The organism is Marinobacter sp. DUT-1 (genome assembly GCF_050379415.1).
GTDB lineage: Bacteria > Pseudomonadota > Gammaproteobacteria > Pseudomonadales > Oleiphilaceae > Marinobacter.
Genome location: NZ_JBNRLS010000003.1, coordinates 636,733 through 657,398 on the forward strand (window position 1 = coordinate 636,733; position 20,666 = coordinate 657,398).

General features: G+C 61.9%; 10 protein-coding genes. 6 read left to right on the forward strand and 4 right to left on the reverse strand.

Going from position 1 to position 20,666, the window contains the following annotated elements; translation table 11 throughout:
* Positions 1-208 precede the first annotated feature (208 nt).
* The 3 genes from recC to recD are packed head-to-tail and all read left to right on the forward strand — an operon-like array spanning position 209 to position 9,662.
* Entirely contained in the window at positions 209-3,802 is a 3,594-nt protein-coding gene (gene recC, locus ACQUTG_RS12895) for an exodeoxyribonuclease V subunit gamma (protein WP_428919786.1), read from the forward strand.
* Positions 3,799-7,530 (forward strand): exodeoxyribonuclease V subunit beta, encoded by a 3,732-nt coding sequence (gene recB / locus ACQUTG_RS12900; RefSeq protein ID WP_428919787.1) that lies wholly within the window; start codon positions 3,799-3,801, stop codon positions 7,528-7,530. The genes recC and recB overlap by 4 nt, the downstream gene beginning before the upstream one ends.
* The gene (recD, locus tag ACQUTG_RS12905; protein ID WP_428919788.1) at positions 7,527-9,662 is read left to right on the forward strand and encodes an exodeoxyribonuclease V subunit alpha; all 2,136 of its coding nucleotides are present in this window, start codon (positions 7,527-7,529) and stop codon (positions 9,660-9,662) included. Before recB ends, recD begins: the two co-directional genes overlap by 4 nt.
* On the opposite strand, the gene ACQUTG_RS12910 is transcribed toward recD, so the two are convergent.
* Entirely contained in the window at positions 9,647-11,443 is a 1,797-nt protein-coding gene (locus ACQUTG_RS12910; protein WP_428919789.1) for an ABCB family ABC transporter ATP-binding protein/permease, read from the reverse strand. The two genes, recD and ACQUTG_RS12910, sit on opposite strands and share 16 nt — an antisense overlap.
* A 123-nt stretch (positions 11,444-11,566) precedes the next feature.
* Here ACQUTG_RS12910 and ACQUTG_RS12915 point away from each other — a divergent pair, with 123 nt between their 5' ends.
* From ACQUTG_RS12915 to ACQUTG_RS12925, 3 genes are all read left to right on the forward strand, one after another.
* Complete coding sequence (locus tag ACQUTG_RS12915) at positions 11,567-13,300, forward strand: ABC transporter transmembrane domain-containing protein (protein ID WP_428919857.1); 1,734 nt, start codon at positions 11,567-11,569, stop codon at positions 13,298-13,300.
* 83 nt (positions 13,301-13,383) lie between these two features.
* Entirely contained in the window at positions 13,384-14,661 is a 1,278-nt protein-coding gene (gene gabT / locus ACQUTG_RS12920; protein WP_428919790.1) for a 4-aminobutyrate--2-oxoglutarate transaminase, read from the forward strand.
* Between the two features lie 135 nt (positions 14,662-14,796).
* Positions 14,797-15,567, forward strand: coding sequence for a VC0807 family protein (locus ACQUTG_RS12925; RefSeq protein WP_428919791.1), 771 nt, complete (start codon positions 14,797-14,799; stop codon positions 15,565-15,567).
* Between the two features lie 95 nt (positions 15,568-15,662).
* Here ACQUTG_RS12925 and gyrB read toward each other — a convergent pair whose 3' ends face one another.
* The 3 genes from gyrB to ACQUTG_RS12940 form a co-directional block, all read right to left on the reverse strand.
* Positions 15,663-18,077, reverse strand: coding sequence for a DNA topoisomerase (ATP-hydrolyzing) subunit B (gene gyrB, locus ACQUTG_RS12930; RefSeq protein WP_428919792.1), 2,415 nt, complete (start codon positions 18,075-18,077; stop codon positions 15,663-15,665).
* A 79-nt stretch (positions 18,078-18,156) separates the two neighbouring features.
* Positions 18,157-19,284 carry a DNA replication/repair protein RecF gene (gene recF / locus ACQUTG_RS12935; RefSeq protein WP_428919793.1) on the reverse strand — a complete coding sequence of 376 codons (1,128 nt, stop codon included), beginning with the start codon at positions 19,282-19,284 and terminating at the stop codon, positions 18,157-18,159.
* Between the two features lie 109 nt (positions 19,285-19,393).
* Positions 19,394-20,665 carry an ABC1 kinase family protein gene (locus tag ACQUTG_RS12940; RefSeq protein WP_428919794.1) on the reverse strand — a complete coding sequence of 424 codons (1,272 nt, stop codon included), beginning with the start codon at positions 20,663-20,665 and terminating at the stop codon, positions 19,394-19,396.
* Between the last annotated feature and the right edge of the window lies 1 nt (position 20,666).

Genomic DNA, 20,666 nt, shown 5'->3' on the forward strand with positions numbered 1-20,666 from the left:
CACCTCCGCTTTTGCGCCACGCCCTCCCTGAATCATACGCTGCGGACCACGAACAGATGATTAAAAAGTGATCGACCAGTAAAGCTCCCGCGACGGTATCTGTCGCAGCCATTGGTCAGACTGATCAGGCATAATGACCGTCTGATTTTCCAGCCACATACGGTAACCTGTGGCATCAGGATTGAACCGATTGCCAACAAGGAGCCCCATGGCCGACCACTCCGCCATCCAGCCCGGCTTTCACGCCATCCATGCCAACCACCTGGAAGACCTGCGCCGTGCGGTGATTTTCCTGTGCCGGGAGAACCCGCTGCCACCACTGCAGAGCGAGACTTTCCTGGTCCAGAGTAACGGTATTGCCCAGTGGCTGAAGCTGGCCCTGGCCGAGAAACGCTCGGACGATGGCGCCGAAGGGGGCCTGGGTATCGCCGCCGGCATGGACTTCCTGTTTCCCGCGCGGTTTATCTGGCAGGCATACCGGGCGGTACTGCCGGACGGCGAAGTGCCGGAACAGTCGCCCTTCGACAAGCGCCGACTCGTGTGGCGGCTGTACCGGCTGTTGCCGGACCTGGTGGGCCAGGACCAGGCCTTCACGCCGCTGGCGCGGTTCCTGGATGGCACCGACACCGACCTGCGCAACTTCCAGCTGGCGGAGAAGGTGGCGGACCTGTTTGACCAGTACCAGGTATTCCGCGCCGACTGGCTCAGTGCCTGGGAGCAGGGCCGGGATGTGGTAATCACCGCCCGCAACGAGGAAAAGCCCCTGGACCCGGAGACGCTCTGGCAGCCTCTGCTCTGGCGCAAACTGGTGGAGGATGTGGGACAGCACGCCCACACCAGCCGGTCCCGGATTCACACCCGGTTCATGGCCGAGGGCCAGCGCCTGTCAGCGCCGGCGAACCGCTCCCGGCTGCCCACGCGGATCGTAGTGTTCGGTGTCTCCTCGCTACCACGGCAGGCCTTGGAAGCGCTATACGTACTCAGCCGGTTCAGCCAGGTGGTACTGTGCGTCCACAATCCCTGCCAATACTACTGGGCCGACATCGTCAGTGACCGGGAACTGCTGAAGGCCGAACGCAAACGGGGCATCACCCATCCGGAACTATCGAAGATCGCCGACCCGGACCAGCTGCACCAGCATGCCAATCCGTTGCTGGCAGCCTGGGGCAAACAGGGCCGGGACTACATCCGCCTGCTGGATGAATTCGACAATCCCGAGGAATACCGGGACCGGTTCGAGACCCCGGACCAGAAAATCGACATCTTCTCCGCCCACGGAGAACCGGGCGAACCGTCCCTGCTGCACCAACTGCAGAATGACATCTACAACCTGACGCCACTGCAGGACATCCGCGCGGAAAACCGCGAGCTGGACCTGGCCCGGGATCACTCGCTGGTCTTCCACGATGCCCACAGCCCCCAGCGGGAAGTGGAAATCCTCCACGACCAGCTGCTGGCGGCCTTCAATGCCGATCCCGACCTGCGCCCTCGGGACGTGATGGTCATGGTACCGGACATCAATGTTTACGCGCCCCATATCCAGGCCGTGTTCGGCCGCTACCAGGCCGGACAGAAACGCCACATCCCGTTCACCATCTCCGATCAGGGGCAGCGCCATCATGAACCGGTGCTGATTGCCCTGGAAACCCTGATGTCCCTACCGCGCAGCCGCTTCGGAGTGAGCGAGATCCTGAGCCTGCTGGAAGTACCCGGCATCCGGGACCGCTTCGGTATCGACGAAGGCGAGATTCCCCTGGCCCGGCTCTGGGTGGAAGGCGCCAATATCCGCTGGGGCCTGCACGGGCAGCACCGGCAAAGCCTGGAGCTGCCGGCGGAGCTGGAACGCAACACCTGGCAATCCGGCCTGCGAGCCATGTTGCTCGGTTACGGCATGGGCGAGGATGAGCCCTGGGCCGGCATCGAACCCTATGGTGAAATCGGCGGGTTGCAGGCGAGTCTCGCCGGGCGGCTGGCGGAATTCGTGGAACAACTCGAGGACCTCTGGCAGGCCCTGCAAACGCCGCGCACCCCGACGGACTGGGAGACCCTGTTCTCGCAGATGCTCGAGCGCTTTTTCCTCAGGGTCGAGGGCAACGACCTGTTATTGCTCAACCGCTTCCGCCGCCAGCTGGAACAATGGCTGGAGGATGCCCTGGCCGCCGGGCTGGACGCCCAACCCCTGCCACTGAACATCGTCAAGGATGTCCTGCTGGCCGGATTGGACGAAGGCGGACTGAACCAGCGCTTCCTCGCCGGCAAGGTCAACTTCGCCACCCTGATGCCGATGCGGGCGATCCCGTTCCGCAAGGTCTGCCTGTTGGGCATGAACGATGGCGACTATCCGCGCTCCCGGCCACCGGTGGATTTCGACCTGATGGCCAACGACTACCGCCCCGGGGACCGGTCCCGGCGCGAGGATGATCGCTACCTGTTCCTGGAGGCCCTACTGTCAGCCCGGGAACAGCTCTATATCAGCTGGGTGGGCCGCAGCATCAGGGACGATTCGGAGCGCCCACCCTCCGTTCTGGTGGGCCAGCTTCAGGATCACCTGGACAGCCTGTGGACAATCCCGGGCGAGCCAGACGGATCGGTCACCGAAGCCCTGACCACCCGGCATCCGCTGCAGCCCTTCAGCCGGGATTATTTTCCCCGGAGCAACGGCCTGGACGCCGGTCCCGAGAGCCCGCCCCGCCCCCTGGCCGAGGTGCTGCAATCCCGAAGCCTGTTTACCTTCGAGCGGGAATGGCGCAGTGCTCATGGCACCGAACCAACCGAACCGGATCAGGCACCGCTGCCGTACCAGCAACCGGAGGAGCCGATCCGGCTGGCCGACCTGTCGAACTTCCTGAAAAAGCCCATCGACACCTTCTACCAGCGACGCCTGCAGGTGCATTTCGAGGAGCTGGAGGACGATGACACCGATAACGAGAACTTTGACCTCAACGGCCTGGACCGGTGGCGGCTGGACAGCGAACTGATCCGCGAAGGCGTGATCAAGGCCGTCAGCGAGGAAGACCTGCACGAACGGCTGGAAGCCACCCTCGATCGCATGGCCCGGCGCGGCGACCTGGGCATGGGGGTCACCGAACACCGGTTGCGCACGGAACTGGCCGGTCGGTTACCGGACCTGCATCAACGCTACCGGGCCGCGCTGTCCGACTGGCCGGAGGCCATCTCCGAACCATTGAACTTCGAGTACCAGTACCGGAACAACACGGGCTCGGTGGAAGTGGTCGACCTGATCGACAACCTGCGCACCAACCCCGACGGCCGGTTGTGCCGTCTGGTGGTGGCCGGCTCCAGCCTGTTGTCCGGCTCCGGTGGCAGCAGGAAAGTGCGCTACGCCAACCTGATGCGGGACTGGGTGATTCACCTGGCCGGCCAGCTCACCGACCAGCCTTTCGAGACCCTGATTCTGGCCAGGGAGGAGAAACGCACCTTCAGTTTCACAGTCATGGCTCCGGAACAGGCCAGGCAGTACCTGGAGGCCATCCTGACCCGGTGGATGGAGGCCACCACCCGCACCCTGCCCATCCACTGTGAGGCGGGATTCGCCTGGATTACCAGCTATTACCAGAGCAAGAAATACCGGGGCGATGACGAGCGGGCCCGCAATGATGCCGAACAGGCCTACAGCACGGCCCTCGAACGGGACACCGGTTACCTGCGCGGCGCCTTCGACAGCCCGGAGGCGTTACTCGCCAGCGGTGAATTCGAGGCCTTGCTGCACCAGCTGTACGTGCCACTCTGGGAGGCAGAGCAGGGCAAGTCCGCCGCCGAACAGATCGAGGGAGAGGCATGAGTACCGAGATGACCAATCGCAACCCGAACCTCGACCCTTTGACCCTGCCCCTGAACGGCAGCACCCTGATCGAGGCCAGTGCCGGAACCGGCAAGACCTTCACCATCGCCATCCTGTACGTGCGGCTGGTACTGGGTCATGGCCAGAATGAAGACAGCCCGCTGGCCCGGGGCATGCTGCCGCCCAACCTGCTGGTGGTGACCTTTACCGATGCCGCCACCAAGGAGCTTCGGGACCGCATCCGTACCCGCCTGACCCAGGCGGCCGAGGTGTTTTCCGACAGTAAGGACGCCAGCGAGCCCCCGGCCGAAACCCGACTCTTGTATGAGCTGAGAGACAGCAGCTACCCGGACCCGGCCAGCTGGCCGGAGTGCCGGAAAAAGCTGTTGCTGGCGGCGGAATGGATGGACGAGGCGGCGGTTTCCACCATCCACGGCTGGTGCAACCGGATGCTCAGCGAACACGCCTTCGACAGCGGCAGCCTGTTCCGGCTCACCCTGGAAACCGACCAGAGTGAACTGCTCGACGACGTGGTCCGGGACTACTGGCGCACCTTCATCTATCCCTTGCCTCCGGTGCTGATGGACGAGGCCCTGGGCCACTGGAAGACCCCGGAGGCCCTGCGCGGGGCCATCCGTAACCTGATTCCCGAGGCCGGCCAGCTGGGCTCTCCGGCCGGCGATGTCCAGGAGGTTATCGATTCGGTGGTCAGCGCGCGCCTGGCCCGCGCCCGGGAACTGAAAGCTTGTCCCTGGGCAGAGTGGCGGGGCGAGGTGATTGTCCTGCTCAACGAGCTGAACAAGAGCAAGCGCCTGCACGGCGTCAGCAAGAACGCGATGGTCAAAATCTGGGACACCCTGGTGGCCTGGGCGGAGTCGGACGAACCGATCCCGGACGGCCTGGACAAGGCCGGGTTCCGGAACCAGACTCCGGAGGGCCTGGCGCACATCCTCAAGGGCGAGGACCCGGCCCCACATCATCCGGCCTTCGACGCCATCGATGAACTGATCGAGTTCAGCCAGAACCAGCCCAGCGCCCGGGCGGATATCCTCCGGCACGCCAGCATCTGGGTCGCGCAACGGCTGGAATCGGAGAAGCAGCAACGCTCGGAGATGGGTTTCGACGATTTGCTCACCCGCCTGGACGATGCCCTGCACGGCCCCCGGGGCGATCAACTCGCCAGCACCATCCGCCGCCAGTTCCCGGTGGCTCTGATCGACGAGTTCCAGGACACCGACCCGGTGCAGTACCGGATCTTCAACCGCATCTACCGGGTGGCGGACAACGACCCGCATACCTGTCTGCTGATGATCGGGGACCCCAAACAGGCCATCTACGGATTCCGTGGCGCAGACATCTACACCTACCTGGAAGCCCGCCAGGGTGCCCGGGACCGGACCTGGACCCTGGGCCGCAACTTCCGCTCCTCCGCCAGCATGGTGGCGGCGGTAAACCGGGTATTCGAGCATGCCGACCAGCACAGCCGGGACGGCGCCTTCCTGTTCGGCAAGGGCGACCGCACGCCACTGCCGTTCCAGGGCGTCGATGCCAACGGGACCAAACGGCAATGGCAGATCGACGGCGAGGACCAATCCAGCCTCAGTTTCTGGACCCTCGACAGTGAGGACGAGGACCGGAACGGCAACCGCAAGCCCCTGGCCAAGGGCACGGCCACCGCCGAGGTGGCACAAAGCTGTGCCAGCGAAGTCGCCCGTCTGCTGACCCTGGGGCAACAGGGCAGGGCCGGCTTTGCGCTGCCGGATAGCCCGGCGGACCTTCAGCCGGTCCGCCCGGCCGACATCGCCATCCTGGTCAATAATCGCAACGAGGCGGCGGCAGTGCGTGAAGCCCTGGGCCAGCGCCGGATCAAGAGCGTGTACCTGTCCGACCGGGATTCCGTGCTGACCTCCACCGAGGCCAGCGAGGTGCTGACCTGGCTGCGGGCCTTTGCCGAACCCCGGCAACTGGCGCTGACCCGGGCGGCACTGGCCACGCCCACCCTGGGCCAGTCCTGGCAGAGCCTGGATCGGCTACTCACCGACGAAATCGCCCTGGAGCGGGAAATCGAACGGTTCATGGGCTATCACGACCAGTGGCGAAGCCAGGGCGTGCTGCCCATGCTGCGCAGCTTCCTGATGGACTTCGAGGTCCCGGCACGGCTGCTGCAACGGCCCGATGGCGAACGGCGGCTGACCGATATCCTGCACATCGCCGAGCTGCTGCAGCAGGACAGCCTGCAGCTGGATGGCGAGCACGCGCTGGTGCACCACTACGCCCAGATCCTGAGGGCGGCGGACGAAGAGGACGAATACCGCACCCTGCGACTGGAAAGCGACGCCGGCCTGGTCAAGGTGATTACCGTGCACAAATCCAAGGGTCTGGAATACCCGCTGGTGTTCCTGCCGTTCGGGACTGCCTTTCGGGCCCAGAACGACAAGCAGGCCTATGTCCGCTACCACGATGACCAGGGCCGGCTGGTAACTGTGTTCGATCCGGAGCCCGAGGCGGTTGCCCGCGCCGACCGGGAACGGCTGGGCGAGGATATCCGCAAACTCTACGTGGCCCTGACCAGGGCCCGGTATGCCACCTGGGTGGGGGTCGCCGCCATCGACAACTGGGCACAAAGCGGCCTGGGCTACCTGCTTGGGGGCGAAGGCCGGGAACAGTCCCCCCTGGCCGACAGCCTGAATCTCCTGGCCCGGGACGAGGAAACCATCACGGTCATGGCGCTGCCCGAAGCCGATACGGCCGGTTATTCCGAGGCGGCGCCGCAAGCCCTGGGGCCGGCACTGCAAGCGACCCGGGAAGCCCGGGAAGACTGGTGGATTGCCAGCTATTCCTCGATCGAATACACCGGCCTGGCCGGGACCGGCGTGGTGTTCAGCGGGGAGGTGGAGGATGCCGAAACCCAGAACCTGCTGGAAGAATCCGCCCAGGGCACCGATGATGGGGGGCCGATACCCCCCGCCGGTCACTCCCTCCATCAGTTTCCGAAAGGGGCGGGGCCGGGCACCTTCCTCCACGAGCTGCTGGAATGGTGCTGCCAGCAGGGGTTTGCCCGGGTTGTGGATAACCCGGCGATGCTTCGGGAATACCTGGAGCGGCGCTGCACCATTCGCGGCTGGAGCGACTGGACCGATACCCTGGAGCACTGGCTGCTGAGCCTGATCCGGACCCCCCTGCGCCTGGACCGCGACGGGGACACTCGCACCGCCCTGATGGAGTTCGGCACCGTGCGGCCGGAACTGGAATTCTGGTTCGAGAGCTGCAACGTCACCACCGGTTCCCTCGACAGCCTGGTGCGCCGGCACACCCTCGAGGGTGCAGACCGGGTCCAGGTGGATAACCGCCGGTTCAACGGCATGCTCAAGGGCTTCATCGACCTGGTATTTGAACACGAGGGCCGCTACTACGTGCTCGACTACAAATCCAACACCCTCGGGGAAGACGACAGCGCCTACACCGACCAGGCCATGGGCCAGGCCATCCTCGACAAGCGCTACGACCTGCAATACGTGCTCTACCTGCTCGCCCTGCATCGCCTGCTGAAGGCCCGGCTGCCGGGTTATGACTATGACCAGCACATTGGCGGTGCGGTCTACATGTTCCTGCGGGGTATCCATGCCCCAGGCGCCGGTGCCTTTACCGACAAACCGCCACGGGCGCTGATCGAACAGCTCGACGCCCTGTTCGATGGTGATGCCTTGCACGGGGAGGATGCCGCATGAATCTCGAGCAACTGGAAGCACTGCTGGAGCAATGGCGCGAGGCCGAATGGATCCGCCCCCTGGATGTAGCCTTTGCACGGCTGATCCGGCAACTGTGCGAAGTGCAGGGCGAGACCCCGGACCCGCTGCTGCTGTTGCTGGCGGCCCTGGCCTCGCACCAGGTCGGGCGTGGGCATGTCTGCATCGACCTGCTGAGTTTGCTGGAGGACGCCGGTAACACCCTGGCCTTGCCCCCGGAAGACCCCAGCGCCGTCTACCCGGACGGGAGCCTGGACGGTTGCCCCTCACCGTCCGAGGTCCTGGCTAAGGCCTCCCTTGAGGACTGCCTGTCGTCCCTGGCCAACACTCAGGCAGTAAGTGATGGTTCACTTACTACACCTCTGGTTGTGAACGACACCCGGCTTTACCTTCGGCGTTTCTGGCGTTACGAACAGCGGATTGCCCGGGGCATCAGCACTCGCCTCGCCCTGAACTCCCCGCTCGATGATCCCGGCTCCGGCGCCACACAAACCCTGGCCGCAACGCTCAGTATCCTGTTTCGGCCAGCTGATGAGCTGGACTACCAGAAACTGGCCTGCGCCCTGGCCGCGCGTAACCGCTTTGCGGTCATCACCGGTGGTCCCGGCACCGGCAAGACCACCACCGTGGTGAACCTGCTGGCGGCCTTGCAGGCAGTGGCGGGTGAGGATCCCGGCCGTGCCGGCCGGAAGTTCCGCATTCGTCTGGCTGCACCCACCGGCAAGGCAGCGGCACGCCTGAACGAATCCATTGGCGGAGCGGTCAGTCGCCTGCCGCTGGACCAGCTACCCGGCCGGGTCCGTCTGGAGGATATCCCGACCCGGGTCACCACCCTCCACCGGTTGCTGGGCAGTCGCCCGGATACCCGAAAATTCCGCCATAACCGGGACAATCCCCTGCTGGTGGATATCCTGGTGATCGACGAAGCGTCCATGGTGGATGTCGACCTGATGGCCTCGGTGTTCGAGGCCCTGCCGGACCATGCCCAGCTGATTCTGCTCGGCGACAAGGACCAGCTCGCGTCGGTGGATGCCGGCGCGGTTCTGGGCGAACTCTGTCAACGGGCCCGACAGGCCCACTATCGACCTGACACTGCACAGTGGCTGCAATCAGTGACCGGGCAATCACTACCGGAGGATCTGGTGGATTCCCGGGGCCAGGCACTGGACCAGGCCGTAGCCATGCTTCGCAAGAGCTACCGCTTCACCGAGAACAGCGGTATTCGCCAACTGGCAGAAGCGGTCAATACCAACACCCTGGATGCCGCGATGCTCCAACACTGCCGCAGGGCGACCTTCGAGGACGTCATCTGGCTCAACGGCGACGATGCCAGCCCGGATCCGGAAACGACCCTTGAAAACCTCTGCCACCATGCCATTTCCGGCAGCCCCGGGGCATTCCACGACGGTGGCAGGGGCAGGGTACTGGATGGTAAGGAACTATCGGCGCCGGTGGGCTATCGCCATTATCTCCAACTGATGGCCAACCACGATCTGGGGATGAACAGTCCTCTGGCGGACTGGGACCAGCTGGCCCGCAAGGTGTTATCAGCGTTCGGTGACTTCCAGCTCCTGTGTGCCCTGCGGCAGGGTCCCTGGGGCGTGGAAGGCCTCAACGAGCGCATTGCCCGGCACCTGCTGGCGGAGAAACTGATCCCCCGGGCGGAAGGCTGGTACGCCGGGCGGCCGGTACTGGTCACCGGCAATGACTACAATCTCGGCCTCATGAACGGCGATATCGGCATCACCTTCAGTGTGCCCTGGGACCGGGCCGAGAACGGGGAGCCCCGGCCGGCATTGCGGGTGGCCTTCCCCAGCAGCGACGGTTCCGACGGCATCCGCTGGATATCGCCGAGCCGCCTGCAGCAGCTTGAGACGGTCTATGCCATGACGGTCCACAAATCCCAGGGCTCGGAATTCAATCACACCTGCCTGGTGTTGCCTGACCGCATGAGCCCGGTGCTGACACGGGAACTGGTCTACACCGGCATCACCCGGGCCCGGAACTGGTTCAGCCTGATCACCGGTGACGCCGGGGTGTTCAGAGCCAGTGCCAGTCAACAGGTGGTGCGAGCCTCCGGGCTGGCCCGGGCAATTCGTCACGCCGACGACTGATCCTGGTGTTGCTGGCGCCAGAGTCGGGCATAATGTTCGTTGCGGGCCAGCAAGTCGTTATGATGGCCACTCTCCACGATCCTGCCGGCATCCATCACCAGGATGGTATCGGCATCCCGGATGGTGGACAGCCGATGGGCGATGACCAGGGTGGTCCGCTGCCGGCTGACCTCCCGCAGGGCCCCGAGGATGGCCTGCTCCGACAGCGAATCCAGTGACGACGTGGCCTCGTCCAGGATCAGCAGGGGCGGGTTCTTGAGGATCACCCGGGCGATGGCCACCCGCTGCTTCTCGCCCCCCGACAGTTTCAGACCACGTTCACCGACCCGGGTGTCATAGCCCTCGGGCAGGCTGTGGATAAACCCCTCCAGGTGAGCCATCCGGGCTGCCCGGTGCACATCCTCTTCAGTCGCTTCCGGCCGGCCATAGGCGAGATTCCGGTACAGGGTGTCATTGAACAGAACCGTATCCTGGGGCACCACCCCGATGGCAGCCCGCAGGCTGTCCTGGGTCACGTCCCGGATATCCTGGCCATCAATCCGGATACTGCCGCTGTCCACATCGAAGAACCGGAACAGCAACCTCGCCAGGGTGGACTTGCCGGCCCCACTGGCACCGACCACCGCCACCGTATGCCCGGCGGGAATGGCGAAATCCACATCCTTCAGGATCGGCCGGTCGGCCCGGTAGCCAAAGTGAACGTGATCGAACCGGACCTCACCGTTATCCACAGCCAGGGCCGGAGCACCCGGTTTATCCACAATCACCGGCCGGTCGCCAAGCAGCTTGAACAGACGCTCGACGTTCACCAGGGCCTGGCGGATTTCCCGATAAACAAATCCCAGGGCATTCAAGGGGATGAACAGCTGGATCAGGTAGGCATTGATCATGGTGAAATCCCCCAGGGTTATCTCCCCGGACGCCACCTCACGCACCGCCATGGCCATGATCACGACCAGGGCCACACCAATGATCAACGCCTGGCCGCCGTTCAGGGTGGCCAGTGACAACCGGTTTTTCAGCCGGGCTGCTTCCCAGTCCTCCAGATCCCGGTCATACAGCTCCGCTTCATAGCGCTCATTGTTGAAGTACTTGACTGTCTCGTAGTTGAGCAGGCTGTCCACAGCCCTGGAGTTGGACTGGTTGTCCCGGGCATTGGCCTCCCGTACGAACTTCGTGCGCCATTCGGTGACCTTGATGGAAAACACCACGTAGACCACCACCGCCACCAGGATCGCCAGCACGTAACCCACGTTGAACACCACCAGCAGGATGCCGGCGACCAGCAGGATCTCGAGCAGGGTGGGGACGATATTGAACAGCGTGAAGCGCAGCAGGAAACTGATGCCGTTGGTTCCCCGCTCGATATCCCGGGCCAGGCCCCCGGTCTTCCGGTCCAGGTGAAAAGCCAGTTCCCGCTGGTGCAGATGACGGAATACCCGCAGGGACACCCGCCGCATGGCCCGTTCCGCCACCCGGGCAAAGACAGCATCACGCAATTCACTGAACAGGGTGCTGCCAAACCGGAGACTACCGTAGGCGACAACCAGCACTACCGGTATCCACAGCACCATATCCGCCCCCCGATTCTGGTCCAGGTAATCGACGATGTACTTGAGGGCAACCGGCGTGGCCACCGTGGCCAGCTTCGCCAGCACCAGCAACGACAGCGCCAGGATCACCCGGCCACGGAACTCCGCCAGGTAGGGCCAGAGGCCGGCTATCACTTTCCAGTCGGGTTTATGGTCGGTGGGGTAGTCGTTGTCGGCGTAGGCGCGCACGGGTTTTCCTTTTCGGTCAGGGCAAAATGATCGATTCAGCCGTATGATGGACAGCGAGCAAAGTGTACAGCACTTCCTGTGGATATCCGGAGGCCGACTATCAACACCCGTCATCGCAAGGTCCTGAAACTGGTCTATGAGTTCATTAGCCCGTACCGGCGTGCCGTTGCCGGCGCCCTGGTGGCCCTGGTGATTACCGCCGGCATCACCCTGAGCCTGGGGCAGGGGCTGCGGATCCTGGTGGATCAGGGCCTGGCCACCGAGTCACCGGCCAACCTGGCCCGGGCCATCGGCCTGTTCTTTGTGCTGGTGCTGGGCCTGGCGTTCGGTTCCTTTGCCCGGTTCTACCTGGTGTCCTGGATCGGCGAACGGGTGGTGGCGGACATTCGCAAACGGGTGTTCAACCACCTGATCGACCTGCACCCGGGCTTCTTCGAACAGAACCGGGCGCTGGAGATCCAGTCCCGGTTCACCGCCGATACCACCGTGCTGCAATCGGTGATCGGCTCGACGGTATCCATTGCCCTGCGCAACGCGCTGATGCTGGTGGGCGGGCTGGTTCTCCTGTTCGTGACCAACCCGAAACTGGCCAGCATCATCCTGCTCGGCTTTCCGCTGGTGATTGCGCCGATCCTGTTCTTCGGTCGCCGGGTCCGGCAGCTGTCCCGGCTGAGCCAGGACCGGGTGGCCGATGTCGGCAGTTACGTGGGCGAGAGCCTCACCCAGATCAAGACGGTACAGGCGTTCAATCACCAGCCCCAGGATCGCCGCTATTTCGGGGAAGTGTCGGAACGGGCATTCGACATCGCCCGGGACCGTATCCGGCAGCGGGCCTGGCTGACCACCCTGGCGATTTCCCTGGTGATGGGGGCCGTAGGTATCGTGATCTGGATTGGCGGTCTCGATGTCATCGAGGGCCGCATCAGCCCCGGGGAGCTGGCCGCCTTCGTGTTCTACAGCCTGTTGGTGGGGGTGGCCGCCGGTGCCATCAGCGAAGTCATTGGCGAGCTGCAACGGGCCGCCGGTTCCGCGGCCCGCTTGTTCGAACTTCTGCAAACCCGCCCGGAATTTGGTGAGCGGAGCAATACAAAGGCCAGACTGCCGGTGCGGGTAACCGGCCGGATCGAGATTGAGGATCTGCGGTTCAGTTACCCGAGCCGGCCCGGGACGTCCGCCCTGGATGACCTGTGCCTTACCATAGAGCCCGGCGAGACCGTCGCTCTGGTGGGACCCTCCGGTGCCGGAAAATCCACGCTGTTCGACCTGCTGCTGCACTTCTATAGTCCGCAAGCGGGTCGTATCCGGATTGACGGTGTCGACAGCTCCTCTGTCGAGTTGTCTGATCTACGTCGGTGCTTTGCGCTGGTGCCGCAGAATCCGGCGCTTTTCAATGGGTCGGTCGCTGACAACATCCGTTATGCCCGCCCGGACGCCAGTCAGGCAGAAGTGGAACAGGTGGCCCGCGTGGCCCATGCCCACGAATTTATCCACAGGCTGCCGGAGGGTTATGACACCCGGCTCGGTGACAACGGCCTGGGCCTGTCCGGGGGCCAGAAGCAGCGCCTGGCTCTTGCCCGGGCCCTGCTGGCCGATGCCCCGATACTATTGCTGGACGAGGCCACCAGTTCCCTGGATGCGGAGAGTGAACATCTGATTCAGCAGGCGATGCCGGCACTCACCCACGGTCGGACCACCCTGGTGATCGCTCATCGTCTGGCCACAGTGCGTGACGCCGACCGGATTGCCGTACTGGATGAAGGCAGGTTGCTGGCTATCGGAAGCCACCAGAAACTCATGGAGACCAGCCCCTTGTACCAGCGTCTCGCCCGCTTGCAGTTCCGGGACCAACGGGAGTAAGACGGTGGTCGGTTTGTGGCCGGCGCCCGTACTCCTTACACTGGTAGTTAAACCTACTGACTCCCGAACAGGAGGATCGCAAAGTGAGCAATCAAGAATTGCAGGCACTGAAAGAACGTTACGTGGCAGCGGGCGCGGCAAGCCCCAATGAACAGTTTGCCGATCACGCCCTGAACGCCGAACTCTGGGACGCGGACGGTAAACGCATGATCGACTTCGCCGGCGGTATCGGCGTTCTCAACATCGGCCACCGTCATCCCAAGGTGGTCGAAGCGGTCAAGGCACAGCTGGACAAGCTGATGCACACCTGCCAGACGGTGATGCCCTACGAGGGCTACGTGAAGCTGGCACAGAAGCTGAGCGAAGTAGTGCCGGTGCGCGGACACGGTAAAGTCATGCTCGCCAACTCCGGTGCCGAGGCGCTGGAGAACGCGGTCAAGATCGCTCGGGCAGCCACTGGCAAGACCAATGTCATCTGTTTCGACGGCGGTTACCACGGCCGTACTTTCATGACCATGGCCATGAACGGCAAGGCCGCGCCCTACCAGACCGACTTCGGCCCGATGCCGGGCATGGTATACCGGGCGCCCTTCCCGGTGCCGTACCACGGTGTCTCCGAGGACGAGGCTCTGCGTGGACTGGCCATGACCATGAAGGCCGATTCCCCGGCCCGCAATACCGCAGCGATTGTGCTGGAACCGGTTCTGGGTGAGGGCGGTTTCTATCCGGCACCGAAGAGTTTCCTGGAAAAGGTCCGGAAGATCTGCGACGACAACGATATCCTCATGATCGTCGACGAGGTCCAGAGCGGCTTTGGCCGTACCGGCAAGATGTTCGCGATCGAGCACAGTGGTGTAGAGCCGGACATCATGACCATGGCCAAGTCCATGGCTGACGGTATGCCGATCTCCGCGATTGTTGGCACCGACAAGGTGATGGATTCCTCCGGTCCGAACTCCCTGGGCGGCACCTACACCGGCAGCCCGACTGCCTGCGCGGCCGCTCTGGCAGTCTTTGACGTGTTCAAGGAGGAGGATATCCTGGGCAAGAGCCAGCGTCTGGGTGAAAAGCTCAAGGCCCGTTTTGCCCAATGGCAGGAGCAGTTCGAACATGTGGATAACGTGCGCAATCTCGGCCCCATGGCGGCGATCGAGCTGGTCGAAAACAAGGATTCCCACAAGCCGATGCCGGAACTGGCCGCGGCAGTCACCAAGAAGGCCAAGGAAAAGGGCCTGATCCTGCTGAGCTGTGGCATGTATGGCAATACCCTGCGTTTCCTCATGCCGGTCACCATCCAGGATGACGTACTCGAGGAAGGCCTGGCGATTGTCGAGGAGAGCCTGAAAGAGGCAGGTGCCTGATCGTCAAAGGCATTTGTTGGCCGGGCCCCGGTGGCCCGGCCAACTCCCTTCGAATACCCCCGGAATCATCGTATACTGCCTGAACATCTTTATTCACCGGGCCTGTGTGCACAGGCTGTTCAACCAGGTAACTCAATGACTCCGGACACTCCCCGATCCGTTCCCGATCACAAGCCCCGCCCCTGGGTCGATCTGCTCGTCAGTATCATCATCCCCTCGGTCATCCTCATGAAGTTCAGCGGGGACGAACACCTCGGCAGCGTGAATGCCCTGATCATCGGCCTGGCATTTCCTCTGGGGTGGGGCCTGTTCGAGCTGGTGCGTTACCACAAGAAGAACTTCATTGCCCTGCTGGGGCTGATCAGCGTAGGGCTGACCGGCGGCATCGGTCTGCTCGAGCTCAACTCCCAGTGGCTGGCGATCAAGGAAGCCGCAGTACCGGCTATCATCGGGTTGGCGGTGCTGGTGTCGACCCGGACCCGCTATCCACTGGTTCGTACCCTGCTGTACAACCCGTCGGTGCTGGATGTAGATAAGATCCAGGAACGGCTCGTGGACGAGGGCAGGGAAGGTGAGTTCGAGGGCCGTCTGCTGAAAGCCAGTTACTTTTTCGCCGGAACCTTCCTGTTTTCCTCGATCATGAACTATGTGTTGGCGAAATGGATCGTCACCAGTCCATCCGGCACCCAGGCCTTCAATGAGGAACTCGGGCGCATGACTCTGGTGAGCTATCCGATGATCGCGATTCCCTCCATGGTCATGATGATGCTCATTTTCTGGTACCTTTGGCGCACCATCCGCCGGCTGACCGGCTACACCCTGGAAGAGGTGATGGCACCTCACCTGGTAGAGAAGGAACGTGAGAAAGAAAAAGCGAGGTCCAGGGAACAGACCTCTGGGAAGTAGGCTTTAAAGCTTCAGGAAATAAAAACGAATGGTTTAAAACAAAAAAGGCGGGAAGCTCTCACTTCCCGCCTTTTTTTATGCCTTTTTCAGGGCACTTACACGTCCAGGTTGGTCACTTCCAACGCGTTGGTCTGGATGAAGTCACGACGCGGCTCCACATCATCACCCATCAGGGTGGTGAAGATCTGGTCGGCCGCGATGGCATCCTCGATGGTGACTTTCATCATCCGGCGGGTTTCCGGATCCATCGTGGTTTCCCACAGCTGTTCCGGGTTCATCTCACCCAGCCCCTTGTAGCGCTGGATGTTGAGACCCCGCTGAGCCTCCTTCATCAGCCAGGCCAGGGCGCCTTCGAACGACAGCACCGCCTGCTTGCGCTCGCCACGCTGGATATAGGCACCTTCCTCGATCAGTCCGTCCAGGGTTTCACCCATGCGCGCAATGGCGGCATAGGACGAGGATTCGAAGAAATCGTGACTGAACACGTGCTCATGGGGAATACCGTGCACGTAGATGGTGACCTTGGGCAGGAACAGGCCGCGCTCTTCGTCCCGGGTGACCGAGAAGGTGTACTTGGTACCGGTGCGGGTATCCAGGTTCAGACCCTCGCCCAGGCGACCGACCCAGCGGGCCACTGCCTCTTCGTCCTTCAGATCGTCCATTTTGAGCGTGACGTTATACAGCATCTGCTCCAGGACCTTGGCGGGATAGGCCCGTGACAGGCGATCAATCATCGCCATCACCGCCTGGTAGTCCTTGACCATGGTCTCCAGGGCCGAGTCCTTGATGGCCGGCGCATCGGGGTTGACGAACAGCTGGGCGCCTTCAAGCGCGGTTTGTGTCAGGTAGGCTTCCTTGGCCTTTTCGTCCTTCAGGTACTGTTCCTGTTTGCCTCGCTTGACCTTGTACAGGGGCGGCATAGCAATAAAGACATGGCCGCGCTCGATGATTTCCCGCATCTGCCGGAACAGGAAGGTCAGTAGCAGGGTCCGGATGTGGGAACCGTCCACGTCGGCATCGGTCATGATGATGATGGAGTGGTAACGGAGCTTGTCCGGATTAAATTCCTCACGGCCGATACCACAGCCGAGAGCGGTGATCAGGGTGCCCACTTCCGCGGAAGACAGCATCTTGTCGAACCGTGCTTTCTCCACGTTCAGAATCTTGCCCTTCAGGGGCAGGATGGCCTGGGTCTTGCGGTCACGGCCCTGTTTGGCGCTGCCGCCTGCGGAGTCACCCTCCACAATGAACAGTTCGGAAAGGGCGGGATCTTTTTCCTGGCAGTCAGCCAGTTTGCCGGGCAGGCCGGCAATATCCAGGGCGCCCTTGCGGCGGGTCATATCCCTGGCCTTACGGGCCGCTTCCCGAGCCCGGGCCGCCTCAAGCATCTTGTTGACGATCAGCTTGGCCTCGTTCGGCTGCTCCTGCAGGAAATCACTGAAACTCTGGTACAGCTCCTGCTCCACCGCTGTCTTCACTTCCGAAGACACCAGCTTGTCCTTGGTCTGGGAGGAGAATTTCGGGTCCGGAACCTTCACCGAAATGATCGCTGTCAGGCCTTCACGGGCATCATCACCCGAGGTCGCCACCTTGGCTTTTTTGCCCAGACCCTCATGCTCAATGTAGTTGTTCAGTGAGCGGGTCAGGGCGGCCCGGAAGCCCGCGAGGTGAGTACCGCCATCCCGCTGGGGGATGTTGTTGGTGAAGGAGTAGATGTTCTCCTGGAAGGCGTCGTTCCATTGCATGGCGACTTCGACGGCGATACCGTCCTCACGCTCACGGTTGAAATGGAAAACCCGGTTGATGGGGGTCCTGGTGGAATTCAGGTGCTCAACGAAGGCACGCAGACCACCCTCATATTCGAAGACCTCTTCCTTGCCAGATCGCTCGTCGGTCAGTCGAATCCGTACGCCGCTGTTCAGGAAGGCGAGTTCCCGCAGGCGCTTGGCCAGGATGTCGTAGTGGAACTGGATACTCGAAAAGGTTTCCGGAGAGGGAATGAAATGGACCTTGGTGCCGGAGGCATCGGTGTCACCGACCACCGAGAGTGGTGCTTTCGGTACACCGTGAGCATAGGTCTGCTCCCAGACCTTGCCGTCCCGGCGGATGGTCAGGGTCAGGTTAGAGGAGAGGGCATTAACCACGGATACGCCAACCCCGTGCAGGCCGCCCGACACCTTGTAGCTGTTGTCATCGAACTTACCACCGGCGTGCAAAACGGTCATGATCACCTCGGCGGCGGACACGCCTTCCTCCTCATGGAGGTCGGTCGGAATGCCGCGACCGTTATCCTTGACGGTCACGGACTCGTCCGGGTGGATAATCACCCCGATTTCGGAGCAGTAACCTGCCAGAGCCTCATCGATGGAGTTGTCCACCAACTCAAAGACCATGTGGTGCAGGCCGGTGCCATCATCGGTGTCACCGATGTACATGCCGGGCCGCTTTCGCACCGCATCCAGTCCTTTCAAGACTTTGATACTGGAGGAATTGTAGTTCGATTCACTCATTAGGTGACTCCTGAAGGGTGATGACCGGTGCTAGCCTGAGTGCCTCGTGAGCTTCTTCATCAGGGTTGCCATCGCCGGTTTATTCTTCCGTCAATTTTCCATGTTCCACGTGGAACATTCTGTAATCCGGAGTTTCGTCACTACCCCAGAGAGACTCTGGGTCCGGATGTTCAATCGATGTAATAAATACCTGACTGCCCAAGGCGCGGAGTTTCCGGGCAAGCATCGCCCGATGACCAGCGTCCAACTCCGCGTTGATGTCGTCGAGCAAAAACGTAACCTGCCGGCCCATATCGCTCAACACCATCCCTTGGGCAATCTTCATTAAAATAACCAGGGTTTTCTGCTGCCCCCGGGAAAAAGTCTCGGCAACCGGCCGCCCCTGGAACTTGAGGCGGATGTCCGCGCGGTTGGGGCCATACAGGGTATGCCCCATCTTCAGCTCCTGTTCCCGATGATTACTCAGGATCACGGTGAGCGCCTGCGTCCGATCCCAGCCCGGAAAGAATTCCATCTTCAGGCCCTGGGTCCAGGGAACATCCACCTGCTCAACCAACAGTTCGAATGCTTCCTTGAACCGCTCGAAGGTGAATTGCCTCGAATCGCTCAGACGCTCACTGAGAGCTGCGTACTGACTATCCCAGACCCGCAGCAGTGATTCGTCTATTCTACCATTTCTGAGCGTCTGATTCCGCTGTGATGTGACTCTCTGACATTGCTGCCAGACCGACGCAAAGGAAGGTTCCACGTGGAACACTAACCAGTCGAGGAACTGCCTTCGTTTGCCAGGGCCGCCCGCTACAATGTCAAAAACGCCGGGGTCAATCACCGACACCGGCAGATGCTTGGCCATCAAGGAAAGGCTCCGGACACTCTCACCGTCCACACGCAGTGATGTTTCCTTGGCACTTACATCTCGGGAAATCCCGAGCCGATGGGATAGACCACCGTCGCCCCCGGAAACCGAGTCTCCCGCGCCCCGGTCCAGACCACCGAACACCGTAAGGCGGCTCTGCCCATGGGCAACCACCGCCTGGTGCCGACTGACCCGGAACGAGCGGCCAAGTCCAAGATACCCGATCGCCTCGAGTACACTCGTTTTTCCGCTGCCGTTGGCGCCGTAGAGAAGATTGAACGACGGGGAAAATGACACCGGATCTGGCGCCAGATTGCGGAAGTGCTCGGTCTGGAGTCTGACAAGGGCCATAGAAGGGTTGGCTTTCCGGAGGGACGAAACTCGGCCATTAAAAAAGGCAGCGCCGGGTTATCCGTGCGCTGCCTTAGTGTACAAAAGCTGTCAGGTGATGGCGACAGGCTCAGTGCAACATGTTCAATCGTTCATCCATAAAGACATCCATTTCCGGTGCCAGGATGTGCACATAACGGTCAAAGTACAGGAACTGTTTCAGTAGCAGCGCAAATTCCCTGGGGAAATGCAGACCATGGCTCTCGCCGATCTTCACCATATCCATCAAAATATTATTCACATCGTCTTCGGCCTGGTCCGCTTCATAAGGCACATGATCAGGCACCATCCTGTCCATCTGCTGGTACAGTCGACGCAAATCCGCCGCCAGATCCGAGACCTTCACAGTCTGATGGGTGACCCCGATCCTGATCATGGCCGACGCCATGCCGTCAAAATTGCCAACCATGATCGCCGAGATGAAATCACTCACCGCCTGCCAGGTATCCGGTTTGATCCGGCCCACGATTCCGAAATCGATGAAACCGACCCGGCCATCCCGCAAGACCATCAGATTGCCGGCATGTACGTCCGCATGGAAAAACTCGCACTGGGTCAGGCTCGCAAACCAGGTATTCATGGCGGTGATCAGTGTGTGCTCCGGATCCCGCGCATAACCGCGAATGCTTTCCAGATCGGTCAGCGGCACGCCATAGAACCTTTCCATGGTCAGAATTCGGCGGGTACTACAGTGTTCATAGACCTTGGGGCAGGTTGCTTCTTCATTATGGGTATCGTGCAGGAAATTGCGGAACACCTTAAGGTTGTTCGCTTCCTTGATGAAGTCACATTCCTCCATCATCGTGCGCTGGATTTCTTCCACAATGCCGGACATAGAGGTCCATGACAGTTTCGGTGCCAGCGTCTCGACAATGCGCGCCGACAGGTACAGGAAGTTAAGGTCCGTCAGCAGGATGTTCTCCACACCCGGCTTCTGGACTTTGATCACCACATCTTCACCGGTCACCAGACGGGCCGCATGAACCTGGGCTATGGAAGCGGACGCCAGCGCCACCGGATCGATCTCGGAGTAGACCTCCTCGATCGGGCGGCCCAGTTCCTCCCGGATGATTCTCTTGATCACCCCGAACGGAAGACTCGGAGTCTTGTCCAGGCAATACTGGAATTCCTCGACGTATTCCTTGGGAAAGAACGTCGGCGAACTGGCGATGAACTGACCGAGCTTGATGTAGGTGGCACCCAATGATTCAAACGTCTGCCGCAGCAGACGCGGGGCAGGGGGCCGCTCGCCCCGAACCCAGTTGACACCGGTGCGACCCAGAACCGACAGTGTCTGGCCAATCCTGAATGCGCCTTTGATTCCGTTCGTTACGGTACCCATG

Excerpts from the sequence above, each read along its gene's own strand:
- recC (WP_428919786.1), top strand. The coding sequence starts at position 209 with ATGGCCGACCACTCCGCCATCCAGCCCGGCTTTCACGCCATCCATGCC.
- recB (WP_428919787.1), top strand. The coding sequence starts at position 3,799 with ATGAGTACCGAGATGACCAATCGCAACCCGAACCTCGACCCTTTGACC.
- recD (WP_428919788.1), top strand. The coding sequence starts at position 7,527 with ATGAATCTCGAGCAACTGGAAGCACTGCTGGAGCAATGGCGCGAGGCC.
- ACQUTG_RS12925 (WP_428919791.1), top strand. The coding sequence starts at position 14,797 with ATGACTCCGGACACTCCCCGATCCGTTCCCGATCACAAGCCCCGCCCC.
- gyrB (WP_428919792.1), bottom strand. The coding sequence starts at position 18,077 with ATGAGTGAATCGAACTACAATTCCTCCAGTATCAAAGTCTTGAAAGGA.
- recF (WP_428919793.1), bottom strand. The coding sequence starts at position 19,284 with ATGGCCCTTGTCAGACTCCAGACCGAGCACTTCCGCAATCTGGCGCCA.
- ACQUTG_RS12940 (WP_428919794.1), bottom strand. The coding sequence starts at position 20,665 with ATGGGTACCGTAACGAACGGAATCAAAGGCGCATTCAGGATTGGCCAG.